We start from the raw sequence: 20,318 nt of genomic DNA on the forward strand, positions 1-20,318 counted from the left end.
CTAGAGGAACTAAGAAAGAAAAAGAGGACAATCTCATCTTTCTTTCTTAGGGGTTCTTTTTTCAACCTAAGCTGGCTGATAATTGGGATGCCAAGCAAGCCATTTCTCTTCTAACTTCCTGGCGATCGCATCGGCAAACTTACCCAACAAAGCATACATGATAATGCTCACCACCACTACATCAGTTTGCAAGAATTCGCGAGCATTCATTGCCATGTAACCAATACCAGAGTCCGCCGCAATTGTTTCGGCGACAATCAGCGTCAGCCACATAATCCCCAAGGAATATCGCAGGCCTACCAAAATTGAAGGCAAGGCCCCAGGCAAAATAATTTTCCACAAAAGAGACGTGGGACTCAAGCCATAAACTTTTCCCATTTCAATCAATCCGGCATCTACGCTGCGAATGCCGTGAAATGTATTGATATACATGGGAAAAAACACACCCAAAGCTACCAAAAATAATCGAGCTGGATCGCCAATCCCAAACCACAAAATTACTAGAGGGATTAAGGCGAGGTGTGGAATATTACGGATCATTTGTAGAGAAGTATCTAGCAGCTTTTCGGCGATTGGAAAAAGACCATTGAGGAAACCTAGAGTCAAACCAATTCCTCCGCCTATGATGAAACCAACCAGTGCACGCCAAGCACTAATTCCGATATGGTGGAACAGTTCTCCGCTAATTGCCAATCTAATTCCTGCACTTAAAACACCTGTTGGTGCTGGTAAAACTCTTGTGGAAAGCCAACCCACCTGCACCAATAATTGCCAGCTAATAATTAGCAGCATTGGTACAATCCAGGGGATTACCTGCTGAAAATAGGGGTTTTTTAGCCATTTTGTATTCATGACGCGCTCGTAGGAATAACTTGTTTTTGTTGGAGAAACTTTTCGTTGGCAACAATTTCGCCAAAAGGACTAAACATTTGCGGTTGATGTACAGTCGGTTGGTTTTTCAGCGGCAAGCGGGGGAATAGCAATTCAGCCACTCGATATGCTTCTTCTAAGTGGGGATAACCAGAAAAAATGAAAGTTTCAATTCCCAACTCGGAATATTCCAACATTCGCGCGACAACCGTATCGGGATCTCCCACTAAAGCAGTACCGGCACCGCCTCTTACTAACCCAATTCCCGCCCACAAGTTGGGGCTAATTTCCAGAGCTTCGCGGCTGCCTGTGTGCAGTTCAGTCATGCGCCGCTGCCCTTCAGAATCCATCCGGGCATAAGCTTTTTGGGCGGCTGCGATCGCATCTTCATCGACATATTTAATCAATCGATTGGCATCCTCCCAAGCTTCGCTTTCAGTTTCGCGTACAATAACATGAAGGCGAATTCCAAAACGCACAGTTCTACCCTGTTCTGCTGCTAATTTTTTCACAGCTTCAATTTTTTGGGCTACTTGTTGTGGCGGTTCTCCCCAAGTAAGATAAACATCAATATGTTTAGCGGCAATTTGTTGCGCGATCGGCGAAGAACCGCCAAACCATAACGGAGGGTAAGGAGTTTGTACAGGTGGAAATAGAACTTTCGCGCCCTTAACTTGAAGATATTCACCGCTAAAATCGACTTCTTGTTCTCGCACGTTAGTCGAGTTACTACCTTCAAGCATGGCCCTCCAAACAGTCAAGAATTCATCAGTCAATTCATAACGTGCGTCGTGACTCAAATGCACTCCATCTCCAGCTAATTCAACCGGATCGCCGCCCGTAACCACATTAATCAGCAAGCGCCCGTTAGATAACCTGTCAAATGTTGCCGCCATCCGTGCTGCTACCCCAGGAGACATCAATCCCGGACGAATTGCTACTAAAAAACGCATTTTTTCCGTTACAGACATGAGGGAAGAAGCCACTACCCATGCGTCTTCGCAAGAGCGCCCCGTCGGAAGTAGAGCGCCCGTAAATCCTAAATGGTCAACGGCTTGGGCGATTTGCTTTAAGTAGGACAAACTGCCCGATCGCCCTCCAATTCCGCTCGCTAAATACCGTCCGTCTCCGTGAGTTGGGATAAACCAAAATAATTCCATTTTCCTTAGTCTCCATCACTATTTATTGTTTAGTTACCTGAGCCACTTCGCTAATTTTTATCGGTTTGGGAAGCAGCTTCAAATCCAAGAAAGTATCAGCAACTTTTTGCTGGTAAGTAACGACTTCACCCGTAATTTGCTGCACACCGTAAGGCCGTCTCCGCGAGATTTCCTCTAAAGTTGGAACATCAATACCAAGCTCAGGAGACAGCAGTTTAGCCACTTCAGTTGGTTGAGTTACCGCCCATTGATCTACTTTTTGAAGTTCCTCTAAAATTGCCTTAATCCGGTCACGATATTGCTCGTTAAAAGGTTTTGCAGCTAGATAGAATTCCCGATTAGCTACAAGCCCTTCTCCATCCTTAAGAATACGAGCACCTGTAGCTCGTTTCGCTACTGTAAAAAACGGGTCCCAAATCGCCCAAGCATCAACGTTACCTTGTTCAAAAGCTGCCCGCCCATCTGCTGGCGGCAGATAAATAGGCTGAATGTCGCTATATTTTAATCCGGCTGCTCTTAATGCTTCTACCACTAGGTATTGCACATTTGAACCCTTATTAAATACAACTTTTTTGCCTTTCAACCCAGCCACATCTTGAATGGGAGAATCTTTCGCTACTAAGATAGCTTCGCCTTTAGGATTAGGAGGTTCGTTAGCAACATATAGCAATGGTGCGCCAGCGGCTTGTGCGAAAATAGGTGGCGCTTCTCCTGTATGGCCAAAGTCAATACTGCCTGCATTCAAAGCTTCCAGTAATTGAGGGCCAGCGGGAAATTGAACCCACTGTACAGAAGTGCTTTGGGAAGCCAAACGTTTCTCTAAACTTCCCCGTGATTTTAGGAGAGTTAGTGTTCCATATTTTTGATAGCCGATCCTAATTACATTGCTCTCTTGTGATTTAGAACTAGCCACCGATGTGGCTGCAGAAGTCGGGGCAGTAGTTCTATTTGTTTGCTGAGTAGTAGGAGTACAGGCAGAAACGGTCAAACTCAAACTGAAGCCAACTGCAAAAAGCAAAGCAAAGGTCTTGATTGAACTAGGTTTGAGTTGGCTCCCAAAATGCCTCAATTTAGCTAAAAATGGACTCTCTCTTAATCGGGTTAACACTGTGCCTTCCTAAGTTTCAAGTGTTGAAAACCAAAAAACGCAATAGCTATGTAAAAGCTGAGCTAATCATTATTGACGAGCAAGCTACTATAAATCGACCGACAAACCGTAGATTATGCTAATAAGCTCCTATTATTCCACAAAGGACTTCAAAAATGCAAGCACATTGTGTAAATTTTTGCTTGTCTGACTTATCTAGTTACTTAAATGATTAATATTCAGGGGTAATGTATCAGTTGCACGCGCAGGAGAAAAAGTAGCATCTAGCCCTGCTGCTATCTGCATAAAAACCTGAGATACTGCCGAGTTCGGATCTGCAATTGTTAGGGGTTTTCCTGTATCACCTCCCGCACAGATGCGCGGATCTATAGGAATTTGGGCAAGGAGGGGTGCTTGAAGTTCTTCTGCTAACTGTTTACCCCCACCAATACCAAAAATTTGTATCGGTTCTTCATGGGGTGAGCCGATTAAATAACTCATATTTTCAATAATCCCAAGCACTGGAACCCCTACTTGGCGAAACATATAAATATTGCGACGGACATCGGAAATAGATATTTGTTGCGGCGTAGTAACGAGAATCACTCCACAAATAGGACTTTCTTGCACAATGGTAATTTGAGCATCTCCGGTACCGGGGGGTAAATCAATGAGTAAATAATCTAATTCGCCCCATTCTACATCTTGAATAAACTGCGTAATAATTTTGTGGAGAACTGGGCCTCGCCACGCTAAAGGACGTTCGGGTTCTGCTAATAAACCCACTGACATCACTTTAATTCCCTGTGCTTCCAGGGGTAAAAATTTCTCACCTTTAGCAGTATTAATTGTCTCTACATCGGCTTGTCCTAAGCCTAACATTTGAGGAATATTGGGGCCGTAAACATCAGCATCTAGCAAGCCTACCTTGGCTCCCTGTAATTTTAACGCTGTTGCTAAATTCACAGCCGTTGTAGATTTTCCCACCCCACCTTTGCCGCTAGAAATAGCCAATGTAGTTCGCACGTTGGCTATGGTACAAGTTTGAATGTAAGTTTTTTTGCACCAGCTTACAGGCGATAAAACAGATTCAATTATTTTTGGCAACTCTTGCTGATGCGAGCCAATATAAAGGCGTAAATAAATGTAATTTTCAACTATTCGCAAATTTCGCACCATTCCCAAACTGATGATATCATTTTTGAGTGTGGGTTCGATGACTTGTTTGAGATAGTTGACAACTTCTTGCTGTCGTAATTTTTCCACAGGATTGGGATTTTCTGAGGGGAGATGTGAGTGGTTTTTTGGTAAAGAGGAAGAATTAACCATTTTGGGAATTTTGCAGTAATGCTTGAATTTTCTGAATCCCTTTTTGAGCGAAAATAGTAACCTCTTTATCGGGATCGTCCAGAGATTGTTGCAGCGCAGGCATCGCGGCAGGATTGCTGAGATTGCCGAGGGCGATCGCAGCTTCTTTCCGCACATCTGAATATTCATCAGCTAAGGCTCTAATCAAAGCAGGCATGACTCGTTCATCGGGAATTTTTTGCAACGCTTGTAGCGCGAATTTGCGTACTTGCCAGTGTTCGTCACTTACTGCTGTTTCCAGTGCCAAAATTGCCGTACAATCGGCATGAATTGCCAAAGATTTAGCTGCATTTCGTCGCACTTGCCAGTCAGTATCGCTTTTGAGTGCTTGACACAAAATTGAGATGACTTCTGGATCTGTTAAATGTCCTAAACTTAAAGCCGTAGCACGGCGAACATTTAAATCTGTATCAGATATTAATGCCAAAGCTTGGGGGCATTTTTCCACCTGATTGAGATAGCTGACAGTGGTTACTGCTGTTGCTCTCAATTCAGGAACATCGGATGCAAAAAATGGTAAAATATCTGGTAAAGATTGAGCATCGTGAATCTTCCGCAACAAGGTTAAGATATTGAGTTGGATATTAACATTGTCGCGGTGGAGTGCATCTAGTAGTTGCCGTAAGTCAGTTGGTGAAACTAATTCATTTAATGCAGATAATGCTTCTTGGCGAATATCGGCATCGCCGGAACCTAGACACTCAATAAAAGCAGGAATAGCCACAGGATTGCCAATTTCCCAAAGGGCAGATATGGCAATTTTTTGAACGGCAATACTTTCATCTGACAGGGCGAGAAGTAGGGCATTTGTAGCTTCTTCATCACCTAAATATTGTAAATTTTTAACGGCAACAAGGCGATCGCTTAGTTCGGGCGATCGCAGCATTTCTAGCCATTGATTCAATTCACTATCATTCTCAGCAATCATGAATTTTTACAGTTTATACAAAATAGAAAAACTTAGCGCAACAAGAAGGGAATTTTAACCGTTATGGCATTGGTTGGACATTCTTTTTCACAAGGCAAACAAAACCAACATTCATCGTATTTCATGTAAGCTTTCCCTGTTTCGGGATTTTTTGCCAGTACATCCAAAGGACAAACATCAATGCAGACTTGGCACTTCTCCAAACACTTAGACTCATCTACAGTGACTGGAACATCAACTCGTTGTGTAATTAAAGCCATAGTTAGGTGCGATGGTTAATGGTGAATAGAGTTATCCGATTGTCAAGTGGGAGAGAGTGGGTTTATGGATATGATAGTGAGAAATCAAAGATATTGACGAAAACTCACCTCTACCATAAGCTGTATAGCATTTAAGCAACTGATTATAGTGGTCTGGTGCGTTAGAGGCAAAGTGTGGTAGAACTCACAAATTATTTAGAACTGACGCACTCTACAATATCTTCTCTACAAATCCATTAACTAGACAAGCTCTCACATCCCCCTTGAATGTATAGTAATCTTAGTTTTATTTGTCCAAATGACGGGGACAAATAACTTAATATTACTATAGCCATTCTAAATCATTTGTGAATTTCTTACTCCCTCCCCTTGATAAGGGGAGGGTTGGGGTGGGGTAAAAAATTTACGACTCCTGCAAGGATTGCTATATAACTCAACGCGCTACAACATTATAATCCTCTTTATGTAAATCAACATCCACAATATAAGGTTCAACTGGACGCTTAAACAAGCTCATTTCTCCAGATTCCCCTTTTTTCAAATTAACATGGCAAAACCACTCTTCATTATTTTTCTCAGGGTAATCTAGTCGATAATGATAAAGCCCCCAACGAGTCTCACAGCGATACAAAGAAGCCCTCGCCGCCATCTCCGCACAGTCTCGAATAAAGTGAACCTCCATGCAGCGCATTAACTCATGAGGATCGCGAGCGCCCATTTCCTGTAGAGTTTCTTGATAACGGACAAAATTTTTCAGCCCAATCTCCATTTTGTTTCCTACTTTGGGTGGTTGTAAATAATCATTCACTAAGCGCCGTAACTTATATTCTACTTGCGTGTGAGGGATTCCGTTGGGCAGGTTTAAAGGTGCATAAACCCGAGCTTTTTCTGCTTCCAGAAAATCAGCGTCAGGATCGACATAATCTAAACTTTGGATGTAGTCAATGGCATTAGTTCCTGCTATTCTACCGAACACAAAAGCCCCGATCATATAATTATGAGGAACGCTTGCCATATCTCCCGCTGCGTAGAGTCCGGGCACAGTTGTTTCTGCCTTTTCATTCACCCAAACACCAGAGGCGCTGTGGCCGCTGCACAGACCAATTTCAGAAATGTGCATTTCAACGCCGTGATCGCGATAATTTTCCCCTCTACCCTCGTGAAATCTACCTCGACTCGGCCGCTCATTTGACCAAAGAATTGACTCAATTTCAGCGATAGTATCTTCATCGAGATGAGTCATTTTTAATTGAATTGGGCCTTTACCAGAGTGTAATTCATTCCAGATTTCCAGCATCATTTGACCGCTCCAATAATCGCAACTAATGAAGCGATGACCTTCGGCATTAGCAGTATGAGCGCCGAAGGGGCCGGCGACATAAGCGCAAGCAGGGCCGTTATAATCTTTAATTAGCGGGTTTACTTGAAAACACTCAATGTTAGTGAGTTCTGCTCCAGCGTGGTAAGCCATTGAATAGCCATCTCCGGCATTAGTCGGATTTTCATAGGTGCCATAAAGATAGCCGGAATCTGGTAGCCCTAAACGACCACAAGCACCTGTAGAAAGAATGACAGCTTTCGCTTGAATTACTACAAAATCGCCATTTCGCACGTCAAAGCCAACGGCTCCAGTAGCGCGTCCTGCTTGGACTAAAACGCGGGTTGCCATCACTCGATTGGTAACTTTAACTTTGTGGCGTTTTACCTGTCTGGTTAAAATTTGTTTGAGGTCTTTGCCTTCGGGCATTGGCAAAACATATTTGCCGACGCGATGAACTTGTTTTAAGTCGTAGTTGCCTTGGGCATCTTTCTGAAATTTTACTCCCCAACTTTCTAACTCTTGGATGACTTCATAGCCTAATTTTCCAGTTTGATAAACGGCTTTTTGGTTGAGGATGCCGTCATTAGCAAGGGTAATTTCGCGAACGTACTGTTCTGGTGTAGAATGGCCGGGAATGACGGCAGTGTTTACACCGTCCATTCCCATGGCGATCGCGCCACTTCTGCGAATATTTGCCTTTTCTAAAATCAGCACTTCGCTGTCAGGATTTGCCTGTTTAGCTTTGATACCAGCCATCGTGCCAGCCGTACCGCCACCAATTACAAGCACATCAGTTTTTATCCATTGAGTATTCACGTTAATTTCTCCTGGCTAATGACCCTACTTACCATCTTTCAAAACGATTTCTTTAATTTGGACGGGCTTAGGAATAAGTTGCAGTTTTTGGAAGGTATCAGCAATTTGTTGCTGTCCGGCAATCTCTTCATCGCTGAGGGGAAAAACGCCATAGTTGCGTCGCTTTTCAGACACTTCTAACACGGAGGCTTCTATCCCTAATTGCGTCTCCAGAAATTTAGCTACTTCTACGGGATTGTCGGCCGCCCATCGATCTACCTTTTTGACTTCATCTAAAATGAGTTTCAAAATCTCAGGATGTTCGTCCACAAAACCCTTGCGGGCAAGATAGTAACCTCGATTGGCAGCTATTCCTGTTGCATCTGTTATGAGTCTCGCGCCTGCGGATTTTTCTGCTGCGGCTAAGTACGGGTCCCAAATTGCCCAAGCATCGACATTTCCCCCTTCAAAAGCGGCGCGGGCTTCTGCTGGTTTGAGGAAAGCTGGGTTGATGTCGCTATATTGAAGTCCAGCCGCTTCTAAGGCTTTAACTAGGAGGTAATGTGTGTTAGAACCTTTGGCAAAAGCTACTTTTTTGCCTTTAAGATCGGCAACTGTTTTTATAGGTGAATCCTTGGGAACTAGGATACCTTCCGACTTAGGATTTGCAGTTTCGTAAGCAACATAAACTAATGGGGTTCCAGCAGCTTGAGCAAAAACTGGCGGTCCTTCTCCTGTGTAGCCAAAATCAATACTGCCTGCGTTGATTCCTTCTAATAGAGGAGTCCCGGCAGGAAATTCTAGAAATTTTACAGAAGATTGGGAGGCTCCTAAGGCTTTTTCTAAGTCACCTTTGGTTTTGAGGGCGTTGAGAACGGTAGCAGATTTTTGGTAGCCGATGCTAACTGTAATGCTTTTTGGAGGTGCGTAAGTGTTCGCAGTGACCGTGTTCTGTGTGGTGGCGGTAGGAGAACAAGCTGCCACTACCAAACTCAGGCCGAGTCCGGTTGCAAATAGCAGGGAAAGACTGCGAACTCTCCGAGAAAGCAAAATTTGGCGGCAGTAGCTCAAAATGCCTAAGAGATCGGTTTCTGCGAGCTTAATCAACATAAATGCCAACAAGAAAGGGATTGAGAGTAACTTTACTGGCAGTATACCACTGTATGTCGATAAATTTACCGGAGTTAATAATTAAGCAGAGCGCGGATAATTTGCTTTTTACAGCTATATAGCCTTTCTCAGAAAGATGAGGTACTATCAGGCATAGGGCATAGGGCCTAGGCATAGGGCATACCTCACCACGCTTGAGAACCGCTATATTGGGGAATTGTCGGTATTACAGGAAAAATACGGTAAATCGATAGAATTAGCGTATTTTTAGATTTTGGGGTATGATCGCGCATCATTATGATGCGGTAATGGTTTGTCCTGCTCTCAACTGACCAGTAGTATGCCACTATTGCCCAGCAAAGTTATTTAAACGCCCCCTTTTCCCTTGTCCCCTTTTGCGCCTTGCAAAGCAAAAATCGGAGTCAGAGCAGATTTCCCCTTCAGAGAAACAGCTCCCAAAGCCTCGCAAATGAAGTTTAGCTCGATCGACTCACACACCCTTTCAGCAATCAAAATTTGGTTTTCCCCCGCCTTGCTCATCAACCGAGCAGCCGTATTTACCGTATCGCCGAGGATATTAAACTCCCTGCGCCCTCGCGGTTCCCCAACCTCAGCAGCAAACACCGGCCCCAGGGATAGCCCAATTTGACAGCTTACTTTTATTTCTTTACCCCCGATAATTACCGCAGGCCAAGCTGCAATCATATCTCGGATCGCAATTGCCGCACTAGCCGCGCGGCTGGCGTCATCCGTGTGAGCGTCGGGCACGCCAAAATAAATCAGCATATCCGAACCATTCAAGTGCGCCGTTACTTTTTGCAACACGCCCCCTTTAGCTGACACTACAGCATCAATCGACGCAAACACCCGAGAAAAACCCCCTACCAGATTGACTTCTTCCTCCAGCGAAGCTTTGTCCACAGACTCCGGTAAACCAATCAAGTTGACAAACATCACCGTCGGTTCGGGAAAATCCGGCGGTATTTTGCGCCTGTCAGCATTTTCTACCAGCAGTCTCAGGATAGTTTTGGGAATATAACTAGCAAGGGGTTCAAGCCGATTCACAGCTTCCCCGATTTCTTTTACCAAGCCCGCAACGCTGCGATCGAGCAATACCGAACTCGGCATCCGCCGCCCAGTCAAAGTGATATCATACTCTCCGAGTCGATCGTCCGTGAAATCGTCCGCCACCAGAAAATAACCCGGTTTCCCAACTTCAAAACGAAATTGCTCTCCCAAAGACTCTCTAGCAGTTTCAGTCACACACACCCGCCCCACAGTTCCAGATCCCTCAGCTTGCTTGGCTTGCTGGACTGAATGCCCCAGCAGTACGTGAGCCATCCGCAGGGGGGTACCGATGTCAGCACTAATGTAGCGGCCGCAGTGGATACCCACCCGCATCCTCAAAGACAAAACACCCCGCGCCGTTTCAATATTGGCAAATTCAGCCATCGCCCGCTGCATCCGCAAACCCGCCCGCACCGCCCTGGCTGTATCCTCTTGGTAAACCCCTGATAGAAACTGCACCAGCATCGCATCTCCGGTAAACTCCAGCAAATCCCCGCCCGATTTGCTGACAATTTCAATCATCGAGGCAAAATAGTCGTTAATCACGCCCAGCAGACTTTCAGCTCCCTTGCGCCCCTGGCTCGCATTCGCTTCCAACAGCGAGGTAAACCCTGCCAAATCCGTGAACAGCAAGGTGCCTGTTTGCCACTGGTAGCGCACCTCGCCCGGGTTGGGCGGAGATTCGGACACGGGCCGGGGTACGTAGTCGTGGAGGATGTAGCGCAGAGTTCGCAGGTGATCGAAAACTCCCATTAGCGTTGCGGGGGACGGATCTACCCACGCAGCAGCGTAAAGTTGAGCGGAAAGGAGCGATCGCAGTCGCAGTTCGATCGCAGCTAAGGGAGGATTGTAGGTTAATCTATTAATAATTTCCACCTAAGTTTATTCTTAAAAAATAAGGTAAGTTCGATCGCTCTAGAGGCAACACCAATAGCTCGACTTAATACCATTATGATAAGTTTCCAGTGAACCCATACCAACCAAACCCAGAACCGACGATAGAAACTTCCGAAAGTCACAGTTTGCTAGCTCCCGATTTGATCCGAGCTGCTCGATCCGCCTATGGTATGTATCTAAAAGTGCATTCCGAGCAGATGCAGCGTCCTGCCGGTGTAGTTGTCAGTCAAGGAAGCGATCGAGGTCAGGTAATTTTTGCTTCGCAGCCCGTTTTGTTGCCCGGTGAACGTTTTGTTACTTTTGACGAAATTGAATCTCAAATGTATTAATTGGTAATTGGTCATTAATCATTGGTAACTAATATTATGCCCGCTCCTACGATCGCAATAAAATAGGTTTCTAGTGCATACCTAAGTTGTCAGGATTTTATGAAAACTTGCATTGTTGACTATTAACACCTTTTATGATGGGTGACTGACCGGACACGCTCTAAAAAACTAACAACTAACAAGTGATACATAACCACCGCAAACAATGAACAGTCAACAGACAAATTAATGGAAATTATCTTTAATTGCCTTGTCACGGCGATCGTCTTTATTCTCGGATCGGCTATTGGCAGTTTTCTAAATGTGGTAGTCTATCGGTTGCCTGCGGGTTTGTCGGTGATCAACCCTCCTTCTCGCTGTCCCAAATGTTTAAATCAACTCAGAACTTACGAAAATATACCCGTTTTCGGTTGGCTGTGGCTGCGGGGACGCTGCAATCACTGCCACAGTCGGATTTCGGCCCGCTATCCGCTGGTGGAAGCAGCTACGGGTTTGCTGTTTTTGTTAATCTTCTGGCGGTTTGGCGTAACAGTGCAAACTCTGGGTTTTTGGGCTTTGTTTAGCTGGTTGTTGGCTTTGTCTTTGATTGATTGCGATACAATGACTTTGCCTAATTCTTTAACTCGATCGGGTTTGGTGGTCGGATTGGTTTTCCAAATCGCGAAAGGTTGGTGGCCGACATTTAGTTTGATCGACTCGGTACACTATCTGGTACTCGATGGGATTGCGGGAGCAGTTGTCGGGTTGTGGCTGTTTGATGCGATTGGACTCGCCGGGACGATCGGACTAGGGCAGAATGCTATGGGGGCCGGAGATACCAAATTGGCCGCCTTGATGGGAGCTTGGCTGGGCTGGAAATACTTGCTGCTAGCGGGATTCATCGCTTGTTTAGCCGGGGCTTTTGCCGGTGGCGGGGCGATCGCCCTCGGCTTGCTCGATCGGCGTCAACCCATGCCTTTCGGTCCCTTTCTGGCTCTCGGTGCAGCAATTACTGCTCTGTGGGGGGAAGCCATTTTATCTACTTACTTGCAGTTGTTTTTCCCTAATTTTAGTTTCTGATCGGCAGGTGGTCAGGTGCGATCTAACATAATATTGTCTCAAAAATTGGTAAAATTGTTCCGTGTCTTGGATTACACTTACAACTACTAGCTTTCGTTGGGAAGCGGAATTAATGCAGCAGCTCCTGGCTGCTCATCAAATCCCGGCCCGGATCGTAGACTTGGGCATAGCATCTTATTTGGGGGCTGGAAGTGCTACAGCCTTGCAAGTTCTTCCAGAACACCAGCGAACAGCATCGCTCCTGATCAGTCCAGTTGAAGATGAGCCAGAATCTGGTGATTAGTCATTAGTCATTAGTCCTTAGTCACTGAACAACTAGCAATTGACAACTAGCAACTAACAACTAACAATTACTAATTACCAATTACCAATTCCCAATTACCAATTACCAATTACCAATTACCAAGTTTTAATGTCTCTATTTGATTGGTTTGCAAATCGAAGAAAATCAGTACCGAACTCCCAAGAACGGCCGGAACGAGAAATTGCGGACGGACTTTGGAATAAATGCGAAGCTTGCGGTGCCCTGAGTTATACCAAAGACCTGCGAGCAAATCAAATGGTTTGCTTGGAATGCGGGCATCATATCAGAGTTTACAGTGACGATCGCATCGAGCAGTTGATCGATCCCAATACGTGGGTGCCCCTTAACGAAGGACTGCACGCCACCGATCCCCTGAAATTTCGCGATCGGAAAAAATATAGCGATCGACTCCGAGAATTTCAAGAAAAAACAGGCCACCTAGACGCCGTAGAAACAGGCATCGGCAAACTCGAAAATTTGCCAGTCGCCCTCGGAGTCATGGAATTTCAGTTCATCGGCGGCAGCATGGGATCCGTTGTGGGAGAAAAGCTAACTCGCCTCATCGAACACGCCACGCGGGAACGCTTGCCCGTAATCGTGGTCTGCGCTTCCGGTGGTGCAAGAATGCAAGAAGGAATGCTCAGCTTGATGCAAATGGCTAAAATTTCCGGGGCTCTGGAACGCCACCGGGAAGCGAGACTGCTTTACATCCCGATTTTGACCCACCCGACCACCGGCGGCGTGACCGCCAGTTTTGCCATGCTGGGAGACATTATAATTGCAGAGCCAAAAGCTACTGTGGCATTTACGGGCGGCCGGGTAATCGAGCAAACTCTGCGCGAAAAGCTGCCGGAAAATTATCAAACTTCCGAATACTCCTTCGCCCACGGTTTTGTAGACTTGATTGTACCCCGGACTCAATTAAAGAAAACTCTCGGTCAGCTCATCAGCCTCCACCAGCAACAGCCTTTCTTGGCCGACTCGGAATTTCCCACCCTCAATGGCAGCGACAACCACGCTTTGCCCCCGCAAACTCACGCTTTCAAACTTTCTCCCTAAGCTGTCGCGCCGGATGATTGTCTATTGGTGAGTGCGGGACACTGAGGGAAATTGCTGAGGAATTGCTCAAAACCAGGCTTCTACCAAAAATATTTAGTTTGGTAACGAGACGTTCACGCAGACACCGGGTTTTAAACCTCGCGCCCGCATTTCCTATTGGTAATAACGACCCAGCAGTGGGATGATATTGATCGGAAGTTGATTGGCCCTGAAGTTTGGCTGGGCAAAAATGCCTAGTCGCAGTTAGCGGTTAGTTAGCTTGCGATAGATCGAACAACATCTCAGAACAAACTAACAGAACAAGCTAACAGCGCTTTCTAAAATTGTCCGGCTTTCAGTTAATAGCCGTCAACTCAATTTTGACCTGTCAGCGACCTAAAAATTATGGGTTTTGCAGACCTGTCCATCGCAGAAATAGCAGAGGACTTCAACGTCCCTGTTGAAGACGTGATCCGCTTGTGCGATGAGTTGGAAATTGCCTACAAGCACCCTCAAACCCGTTTGGCTTTGGAGGATGTTAAGGCAATTATGTCCACTCTCGAAAAAAGGCGCGACTCAAAACTTATTGCAGATTAGCTCGCAAAATTCCTCTACCTTTAAAGGTATAGCTGCACAAACTTTCGCCAGTTGTTGCAGAATCAGGGAATTTTGAACACACATCTGTTTGCCAGGTACGATCTCTTAGCGTTCAATAATTTGCCGGATTTTTTTAAGGAGAACCATGCTTAAAAGATATTTCATTGCTCTGACCGCTGTATTCTTGAGCTTTCAGTTATTTGTCAGCAGTGCGATGGCTGTCGAACTGAGTCCTGAACTTCGCACTGTGACTTTGAATGACAAGGGTGCTCCGGTAGTGCTGAGCCTCAAACAAGTTCAGCAAGGCAAACGCCTGTTTAATTCGGCTTGCGCTCAATGTCACGCTGCCGGCATGACAAAAACTGACCCGAACGTGAATTTGAGCCCGGAAACTCTGGCTTTGGCCAACCCGCCCCGGAATAATATTGAGTCGCTGGTGGACTTTATGAAAAATCCCACCACTTATGACGGGTTTGAGGAAATTTCGGAACTGCATCCGAGCATGAAGAGTGCGGATATTTTCGCTGAGATGAGAAATCTCTCGGATGACGATTTGTACGCGATTGCCGGTCACATTCTGTTGCAGCCGAAAATTGTCTCCAAGCAGTGGGCTGGTGGCAAAGGCGCTCGCTAATCGATTTTAGATTTTAGATTTTAGATTTTGGATGTTGGATTGGGAGAGGGCTGAAGTTTGGCAAGAATTGCTGGCTGGTCGTTTTTCGCTCTAACATCTGAAATCTAAAATTTACCTCCGGCTCATTGATTATCGCAAAAGGTTGTAGTCCCTCATGCTGCGTCGTGGTGCTTTTGTCTGCTTTCTGTTGGGGATGTTAATTATTTTGCCGCTCGTGCTGTTGGCTCCTCAACCTGTTTTGGCTGCTGCCGATTCTTACGTGAATAGGTATTTACAAGCCAGCGAACCTGTGGCTCTGGAGTTGGACTCTGAGGGACATACTCGCTTGTTTTCGGCTCAGGATTTGTCTGCGGGCAAGGTATTGTTCGAGCAAAATTGCCTGAATTGTCACGTCGGAGGAGCTAATTTGCCCGATCCGACGATATCTCTGTCTTTGGCTGACCTCAAAGGGGCAACGCCTCCCCGCGACAACATCAATAGTCTGGTGGCATATCTGAGAGAACCGATGACTTATGACGGTACTGAGGAGACTTTTTGGTGCCGCCAAGTGCCGGAAAGCTGGATGCCACAGGCTGAGATTGAAAATTTAGCGGCTTTTGTGATCCGGGCGGCTCAGAAAGCTCCGGGCTGGGGCGTGGAGAATTTTGAGAGTTGAACTGCCACTGCCAAAAAGTGGTAAATTACTCGGAAGAAGGCGATACGACTGCGCGATCGCGCCTGTTTTAACAGGTAAAATATCTAAAGAATCACCCTTTGCGTGCCCATTAGAGGAGAACTGTGTTGAAAAGACTCTTATCGATCGCCCTGTTAGCGATCGCAATTTTTACCGTCGGCTTTGGCCGCCCTGCTTTGGCAGGAGATGCCGCTAACGGAGCTAAAATCTTTAGCTCGAACTGTGCTGCTTGTCACATCGGTGGCGGCAACGTGGTTATGGCCATGAAAACCTTGAAAAAGGAAGCTCTTGAGAAGTACGGTATGAATTCTCTCGAAGCTATTACCACTCAGGTAACTAAGGGCAAAAATGCTATGCCTGCTTTCGGCGCCAAGTTGAAGCCCGAACAAATTGAGGATGTAGCAACCTACGTGCTCTCCCAATCTGAGAAAGACTGGAAAGGCTAAACTGCCTCTTTGAAGTCGGGCAGCCTGGGCGGGTTTGATTTAATTTAAAACTTGTCCTCCCGATCGCACCCTCTCTCACCCTTTGGCGAATAAACATCGGTTTGAAGCGATCTTAACCTATTTGGGAAAGCGCGCCAGAAATTCGATTTTTATTAGCTCAAGGGCGAGGGAGGGTAATTCTATTTTAGATTTTAGATTGAAGATGGAAGATGGAAGATTGCTAAAAGCTGATTTTGTAGAAATTGTCAAGCAATTTATATTAAGATTTATTCGGGCTGCGCTTCCTAAATTAAAAGTGTGTGCTAGGATATAACCCCTTATTAGCAAAACTTTGAAATCGAGATTAAAGTCGATCTGCAAAGTGGAATCTACACCTGCCATGAACGTAAAAACATCAGCAAAAGTTAAAACTCAAGTTAAAACTCTCGGAGACGCTGCATCTGGGGCGATTGAGAAATATTTCCGCAAAAGTGTAGCGCACGAGGCTGAAGTTATCAAAGACAAAGACGCGGAAGAACTTCATCAAATGCGCGTGGGATTGAGACGTTTGCGATCGGCTGTGACTGGTTTTGCTCCGGTTTTAGATTGGCCAAAAGAGGCTTCGGAACGTAAAATTGGTAAGGTGGGGCGGATTCTGGGAACTCTTAGGGATTTGGATGTGATGCTCGAAAGTCTCCAAAACCGCTATTACCAGAATTTGCCGGCTGAAGAACAGGAAGTTTTAGATAAAGCTTTGTTGAATTTGCTCAAACAGCGACACCGCGCTTTGAAAGGGGTGAGGGCGATTTTAGAGCACAAAAGCTACGAATCGCTGAAGCAGTCAATCGAGAATTGGTTGGAAGAACCGCAGTTTCAGGCGATCGAACATTTGCCAATTGCTGAGGTTTTGCCAGATTTACTGTTACCTCAAGTCAGTGAATTTTTCCTGCATCCGGCTTGGCTGTTGGGCACGGAATATGAAGATGGCAAAGTTAAAGTTGTTGATGATTTGAATGCTGAGGCTGTCGAAGAGAAGTTAGCAGCCGAGGGAACTATTCTGCACGATTTGCGGAAGCAAGCTAAGCGAGTTCGCTATTTGATGAATCTGTTTGGAGATTTTTACAGCGAGACTTACGAAGTTTATGTCGAAGATGTGAAAGCTATTCAGGAATGTTTGGGCGATATTCAAGACAGTGAAGTTTTAGGCGAGTTTCTGACAGATTTTGTCGATCGCGATCTGAAAAAAGAGTTGCCTAAGTTGGCTGGTTTGTTGGCTGAAAATCGCTACGCATCGTGGCAAAAATGGCAGATTTTGCAGCGCAGGTATTTGAGTTCGGAAATTCGGCAAGGTTTTCGATCTGCTTTAATTCATCCTGTGGTTGAAGATGCTGCTAAGGAAAAGTTGCCCCAGGAAAGTTAGGTTTTTCGGGAGGAGAGAATGCGATCGACTGTCTGGAGGAATTAAAAGAGGGATATTTGGAGGGACACGGCATTGCAGTGTCCTTCATTGTGTAACTCAATAAATGGCGATCGCTCTTGGGGATAGGTTCAAGAAAAAACCTTAACAATTACTCTTTCCAGTAACGAGTTAAAAGCCGAATTACTTCACAAGTGTGAAGTAAAAGAAAGGGCGAGAAGCTGTTGTGCATCAATTTGACAGTCAATTTTTCTACAATTATTGTGGAACGGGCATCCTGCCCGTCTCTGGATTCAATTTAAATACGTAGCAGTTTAGAGTTTTTTACCATAGCACATCACGACTGCAACCACTTCATAAACTTATTCGTCGCAGTACCAATAGACTCTCCGACTTGTTTCTTCAACCGCCACCGCCCAAACGCTTTTTCGTACTCTTCCCCTTCAGTTTGATACACATTCCAAGCATTTAGCGACAATCCCAGTCCCCACGTTAGTAAAATGAACAGCGACCAAGAAAGCTCGTGCGAGCCAGCTAGATTAAACAAAACTAGAAAAGTATTGATAATTGCGTACTTGGTCACATTTTTCTGCCATTTGCCGCGACGGTAACGATTAAAAGCCAGTTTTTCTTGAACTTCTCCTCTATTTGCTAACCATTGCTGTTCCGCCGCTACAATATCCTGTTCGGAAATGCCCAATTCCGCTGCAATCTCGAAAAGCTGGACTCTGGATAGTTCCCCTTCATCTTGGCGGCGTGCGATCGCAAGCTGTAAAATACCCTGAGCATCCTCTGAACCGTAAACTTGACTTATTGGATTTTCATGAGTTGCCATAACAAGTTTCCTATAATTCCTGACATCCTTTCTATGATAGATATAGGCGCACTTAAACGACAGGTAGTGACATTGGGGGATTTCAACACCCGGACATTTGAGTGAGCGAGACTCCTCACTATGGTAGTGGAAATATAAAAACCAATATCCTACATCAAATTGAAACTAATTAATTTCCCGAACTTTGACTAAGTTTGCTATCTCGTTTCAACATAAATTGATAAAATATCCCAAACAAAACCACTGCTATCATTCCCACAACTAAAGAACCTTCACCCTCATGCCAATATTTAAACAAATCTAGGCGATTAGATGCAACTAACAATGCCATTCCCGCCACTCTAAAAACATTAATAATAAAACCAAAAATAACAGCGACACCTATTACCAAAGCCTTATTTTGTTTAGTAGGAAACATCAACAAACAAACAACAGCTAAACCTAATAAATAATTCATGGCCTCTATACCCGAACAACCCCCATTTACCAACACCCTTCCTGTCGGTAAAGCAACATAATTACCATCACGTGTTACATTAAAACCGATATACCACAAAGAATAATAAGCAAATTTAGCAGTAAGCGAGGTAATAAAATCCACTAAAGGTAACGTAATGACACTGGGGACGCCATGAAAAAATAGTATTACCAATTCACGCCAATATAGTTTTAAGTTATGAAAACCTACCGCAAGTAGGCTCAAACCTAAACCAGACAAAAAAGGTGCAAGTCTTAAAAAAGGATCGAATTTACTGGAAACCACAGCACTTTTAAATAAAATAATAGCTATTAATAGCGTCCCTGCTACTCTCGACCATAGGTCACTTTTTATCTCACTCTGTTTGAGAATATCCTGGTTGTCCCAAAGCAGGGAACCCACAGCGCACCAAAAAACTATACTCATCCAAAAATGAGCAATATCGTCCAGTTTCCACAGGAGTGTCATATTCAGAGTTACTAAAGCTGTGGCAATAATGATGAGCCAAAAAAGTTTTCTCTTGAACATTTTAGATATTAGTTATTAGTTGATTGATGAGAGCCATACTTCGGACAGTTTGTGATTGTCAACCCTAGAATAAAGGTTTCCAGTCGATGCGGCAGTCGAAGTACCAACGAAAAATCCAGGGTTTCCGACTCGGAACTAAAAACAGTCCAGACTATTGTTTGTTAGATCATATCATAAAAATAGTAGGGGATGTAAACAACTCATTAGCTTGAACCCCTCCTACGGAAAGGACTCGGAGGATTTTAAGGGCTGTAAATCTTTGAGATGAGGTTAGTAGACATTCAGGAATTTGATGGGTAGTGAAACTCAGATGCAACCCATAGCTCAGCATTAGGACACTTATGGAAAAGACGGCTACTCGAAATGATTGGTTGAATACCTAGCACTGGCTTATTCAGGCGCTGTAAGCAAAGACTAACAAGGAAGTGAATCAACAATAATTAAAAATACGTAGTCTTAATAAGGCTTGGGTTTCTTGAGAGTAGACGCAATTGGCACAGCGCATGGTGTGACACTGAGGTTTGAGTAAATAAGGCTGAGCGAGTTAGATATTGAGCAATGCTCCATGGTGATTATCTCCTTTTAAAGAATCTCAGTGTCTTTATAGCAATCCTTGCATCATTTGTAAATTTCTTACTTCCGAGCAAGCGGGTTCGGGGAGGGTTGGGGTGGGGTAAAAAATTTACGACTCCTGCAAGGGTTGCTATATATGGGAAATGCTTCAGAAACGGCTTTACGGTAGTTCTTAAATGTGCGGTCTAGGGGCGATTTGACGGGAGCATCTCAATGAAAGCAGACAAGCTAGAAATTGGAGTTGGAAGGCCAGTGGAAAGAGGAAGAAGGAAGGAGCCGGAAGAAGTGTTTTTACAAATATGAGATGCTCCCTTGAGATAGGCTGTCAAGTCGGAGGTTTGCACGGTGGCGTGGTATCAGATACTAAGAAACCTAGTTTCACCAAGAAACCAGGTTTTTAGCTCGAACATAAAATAATCAGTGTGGCATCAAGCCAGAATCGAAAACGAGTTCAAATGATAGCTTATTCAGCTTTTTGAGCCTGAGCGCGTTGCTTTTTGAACATAGTACCAAACCCAACAGCGGCTCCAGCAGCAAGCATTGTTAAAGGTTCAGGAGTAGCTT

At 44.9% G+C, this 20,318-nt stretch carries 21 protein-coding genes; 9 read left to right on the top strand and 12 right to left on the bottom strand.

The window, feature by feature from the left end; all coding sequences use genetic code 11:
- Positions 1-66 precede the first annotated feature (66 nt).
- The 9 genes from ssuC to QUA45_RS04710 form a co-directional block, all read right to left on the bottom strand.
- Entirely contained in the window at positions 67-852 is a 786-nt protein-coding gene (gene ssuC / locus QUA45_RS04670) for an aliphatic sulfonate ABC transporter permease SsuC (RefSeq protein WP_333095609.1), read from the bottom strand.
- Positions 849-2,030, bottom strand: a complete 1,182-nt coding sequence (gene ssuD / locus QUA45_RS04675) for an FMNH2-dependent alkanesulfonate monooxygenase (protein ID WP_333095610.1) — start codon at positions 2,028-2,030, stop codon at positions 849-851. Before ssuD ends, ssuC begins: the two co-directional genes overlap by 4 nt.
- A 22-nt stretch (positions 2,031-2,052) precedes the next feature.
- Entirely contained in the window at positions 2,053-3,138 is a 1,086-nt protein-coding gene (locus tag QUA45_RS04680) for a sulfonate ABC transporter substrate-binding protein (protein ID WP_333219719.1), read from the bottom strand.
- 195 nt (positions 3,139-3,333) lie between these two features.
- Positions 3,334-4,446, bottom strand: a complete 1,113-nt coding sequence (locus QUA45_RS04685; RefSeq protein WP_333219721.1) for an Mrp/NBP35 family ATP-binding protein — start codon at positions 4,444-4,446, stop codon at positions 3,334-3,336.
- Entirely contained in the window at positions 4,439-5,413 is a 975-nt protein-coding gene (locus tag QUA45_RS04690; RefSeq protein ID WP_333219723.1) for a HEAT repeat domain-containing protein, read from the bottom strand. Before QUA45_RS04690 ends, QUA45_RS04685 begins: the two co-directional genes overlap by 8 nt.
- A gap of 32 nt (positions 5,414-5,445) precedes the next feature.
- Positions 5,446-5,673 (bottom strand): 4Fe-4S dicluster domain-containing protein, encoded by a 228-nt coding sequence (locus tag QUA45_RS04695; protein ID WP_332959817.1) that lies wholly within the window; start codon positions 5,671-5,673, stop codon positions 5,446-5,448.
- A gap of 433 nt (positions 5,674-6,106) precedes the next feature.
- A complete protein-coding gene (locus tag QUA45_RS04700) occupies positions 6,107-7,810 on the bottom strand; it encodes a fumarate reductase/succinate dehydrogenase flavoprotein subunit (RefSeq protein WP_333219726.1) in 1,704 nt (567 codons plus the stop codon).
- Between the two features lie 24 nt (positions 7,811-7,834).
- On the bottom strand, positions 7,835-8,899 hold the full coding sequence (locus tag QUA45_RS04705; protein WP_333219728.1) for a sulfonate ABC transporter substrate-binding protein: 1,065 nt from the start codon (positions 8,897-8,899) through the stop codon (positions 7,835-7,837).
- Between the two features lie 366 nt (positions 8,900-9,265).
- On the bottom strand, positions 9,266-10,843 hold the full coding sequence (locus QUA45_RS04710) for an adenylate/guanylate cyclase domain-containing protein (protein WP_333095619.1): 1,578 nt from the start codon (positions 10,841-10,843) through the stop codon (positions 9,266-9,268).
- A gap of 89 nt (positions 10,844-10,932) precedes the next feature.
- Here QUA45_RS04710 and QUA45_RS04715 point away from each other — a divergent pair, with 89 nt between their 5' ends.
- From QUA45_RS04715 to QUA45_RS04755, 9 genes are all read left to right on the top strand, one after another.
- A complete protein-coding gene (locus tag QUA45_RS04715; RefSeq protein WP_006633439.1) occupies positions 10,933-11,193 on the top strand; it encodes a hypothetical protein in 261 nt (86 codons plus the stop codon).
- Positions 11,194-11,421: 228 nt separating this feature from the next.
- Positions 11,422-12,252: a prepilin peptidase gene (locus QUA45_RS04720; protein ID WP_333219729.1), complete on the top strand. Its 831-nt coding sequence runs from the start codon at positions 11,422-11,424 to the stop codon at positions 12,250-12,252.
- Positions 12,253-12,313: 61 nt separating this feature from the next.
- Positions 12,314-12,535: a hypothetical protein gene (locus tag QUA45_RS04725; RefSeq protein WP_333068401.1), complete on the top strand. Its 222-nt coding sequence runs from the start codon at positions 12,314-12,316 to the stop codon at positions 12,533-12,535.
- Between the two features lie 129 nt (positions 12,536-12,664).
- Complete coding sequence (accD, locus tag QUA45_RS04730; RefSeq protein ID WP_333095623.1) at positions 12,665-13,615, top strand: acetyl-CoA carboxylase, carboxyltransferase subunit beta; 951 nt, start codon at positions 12,665-12,667, stop codon at positions 13,613-13,615.
- Between the two features lie 384 nt (positions 13,616-13,999).
- The gene (locus QUA45_RS04735; RefSeq protein WP_333068403.1) at positions 14,000-14,191 is read left to right on the top strand and encodes a translation initiation factor IF-2; all 192 of its coding nucleotides are present in this window, start codon (positions 14,000-14,002) and stop codon (positions 14,189-14,191) included.
- 145 nt (positions 14,192-14,336) lie between these two features.
- Positions 14,337-14,825, top strand: coding sequence for a photosystem II cytochrome c-550 (psbV, locus tag QUA45_RS04740; RefSeq protein WP_333035576.1), 489 nt, complete (start codon positions 14,337-14,339; stop codon positions 14,823-14,825).
- A 154-nt stretch (positions 14,826-14,979) separates the two neighbouring features.
- Positions 14,980-15,480: a photosystem II cytochrome PsbV2 gene (gene psbV2, locus QUA45_RS04745; RefSeq protein ID WP_333095624.1), complete on the top strand. Its 501-nt coding sequence runs from the start codon at positions 14,980-14,982 to the stop codon at positions 15,478-15,480.
- A 125-nt stretch (positions 15,481-15,605) separates the two neighbouring features.
- Positions 15,606-15,944 carry a cytochrome c6 PetJ gene (gene petJ / locus QUA45_RS04750; protein ID WP_333068405.1) on the top strand — a complete coding sequence of 113 codons (339 nt, stop codon included), beginning with the start codon at positions 15,606-15,608 and terminating at the stop codon, positions 15,942-15,944.
- A gap of 379 nt (positions 15,945-16,323) precedes the next feature.
- The gene (locus QUA45_RS04755) at positions 16,324-17,343 is read left to right on the top strand and encodes a CHAD domain-containing protein (protein WP_333219766.1); all 1,020 of its coding nucleotides are present in this window, start codon (positions 16,324-16,326) and stop codon (positions 17,341-17,343) included.
- 334 nt (positions 17,344-17,677) lie between these two features.
- Here the strand turns inward: QUA45_RS04755 and QUA45_RS04760 are convergent, their stop codons facing one another.
- The 3 genes from QUA45_RS04760 to QUA45_RS04770 form a co-directional block, all read right to left on the bottom strand.
- On the bottom strand, positions 17,678-18,175 hold the full coding sequence (locus QUA45_RS04760) for a 2TM domain-containing protein (protein WP_333219731.1): 498 nt from the start codon (positions 18,173-18,175) through the stop codon (positions 17,678-17,680).
- A 169-nt stretch (positions 18,176-18,344) separates the two neighbouring features.
- Positions 18,345-19,181, bottom strand: a complete 837-nt coding sequence (gene crtA / locus QUA45_RS04765; RefSeq protein ID WP_333219733.1) for a cyanoexosortase A — start codon at positions 19,179-19,181, stop codon at positions 18,345-18,347.
- 1,036 nt (positions 19,182-20,217) lie between these two features.
- The coding region (locus QUA45_RS04770) for a PEP-CTERM sorting domain-containing protein (protein ID WP_333219768.1) at positions 20,218-20,318 on the bottom strand (101 nt) is incomplete at its 5' end.

Origin of the sequence: Microcoleus sp. Pol12A5 (genome assembly GCF_036701435.1) — a bacterium.
Classification (GTDB): domain Bacteria; phylum Cyanobacteriota; class Cyanobacteriia; order Cyanobacteriales; family Microcoleaceae; genus Microcoleus.

Coding starts and splice junctions, on each gene's coding strand:
- psbV2 (WP_333095624.1), top strand. CDS start 14,980: ATGCTGCGTCGTGGTGCTTTTGTCTGCTTTCTGTTGGGGATGTTAATT.
- ssuC (WP_333095609.1), bottom strand. CDS start 852: ATGAATACAAAATGGCTAAAAAACCCCTATTTTCAGCAGGTAATCCCC.
- QUA45_RS04720 (WP_333219729.1), top strand. CDS start 11,422: ATGGAAATTATCTTTAATTGCCTTGTCACGGCGATCGTCTTTATTCTC.
- QUA45_RS04690 (WP_333219723.1), bottom strand. CDS start 5,413: ATGATTGCTGAGAATGATAGTGAATTGAATCAATGGCTAGAAATGCTG.
- ssuD (WP_333095610.1), bottom strand. CDS start 2,030: ATGGAATTATTTTGGTTTATCCCAACTCACGGAGACGGACGGTATTTA.
- QUA45_RS04735 (WP_333068403.1), top strand. CDS start 14,000: ATGGGTTTTGCAGACCTGTCCATCGCAGAAATAGCAGAGGACTTCAAC.
- psbV (WP_333035576.1), top strand. CDS start 14,337: ATGCTTAAAAGATATTTCATTGCTCTGACCGCTGTATTCTTGAGCTTT.
- crtA (WP_333219733.1), bottom strand. CDS start 19,181: ATGTTCAAGAGAAAACTTTTTTGGCTCATCATTATTGCCACAGCTTTA.
- QUA45_RS04760 (WP_333219731.1), bottom strand. CDS start 18,175: ATGGCAACTCATGAAAATCCAATAAGTCAAGTTTACGGTTCAGAGGAT.
- accD (WP_333095623.1), top strand. CDS start 12,665: ATGTCTCTATTTGATTGGTTTGCAAATCGAAGAAAATCAGTACCGAAC.
- QUA45_RS04705 (WP_333219728.1), bottom strand. CDS start 8,899: ATGTTGATTAAGCTCGCAGAAACCGATCTCTTAGGCATTTTGAGCTAC.
- QUA45_RS04755 (WP_333219766.1), top strand. CDS start 16,324: ATGAACGTAAAAACATCAGCAAAAGTTAAAACTCAAGTTAAAACTCTC.
- QUA45_RS04685 (WP_333219721.1), bottom strand. CDS start 4,446: ATGGTTAATTCTTCCTCTTTACCAAAAAACCACTCACATCTCCCCTCA.
- QUA45_RS04695 (WP_332959817.1), bottom strand. CDS start 5,673: ATGGCTTTAATTACACAACGAGTTGATGTTCCAGTCACTGTAGATGAG.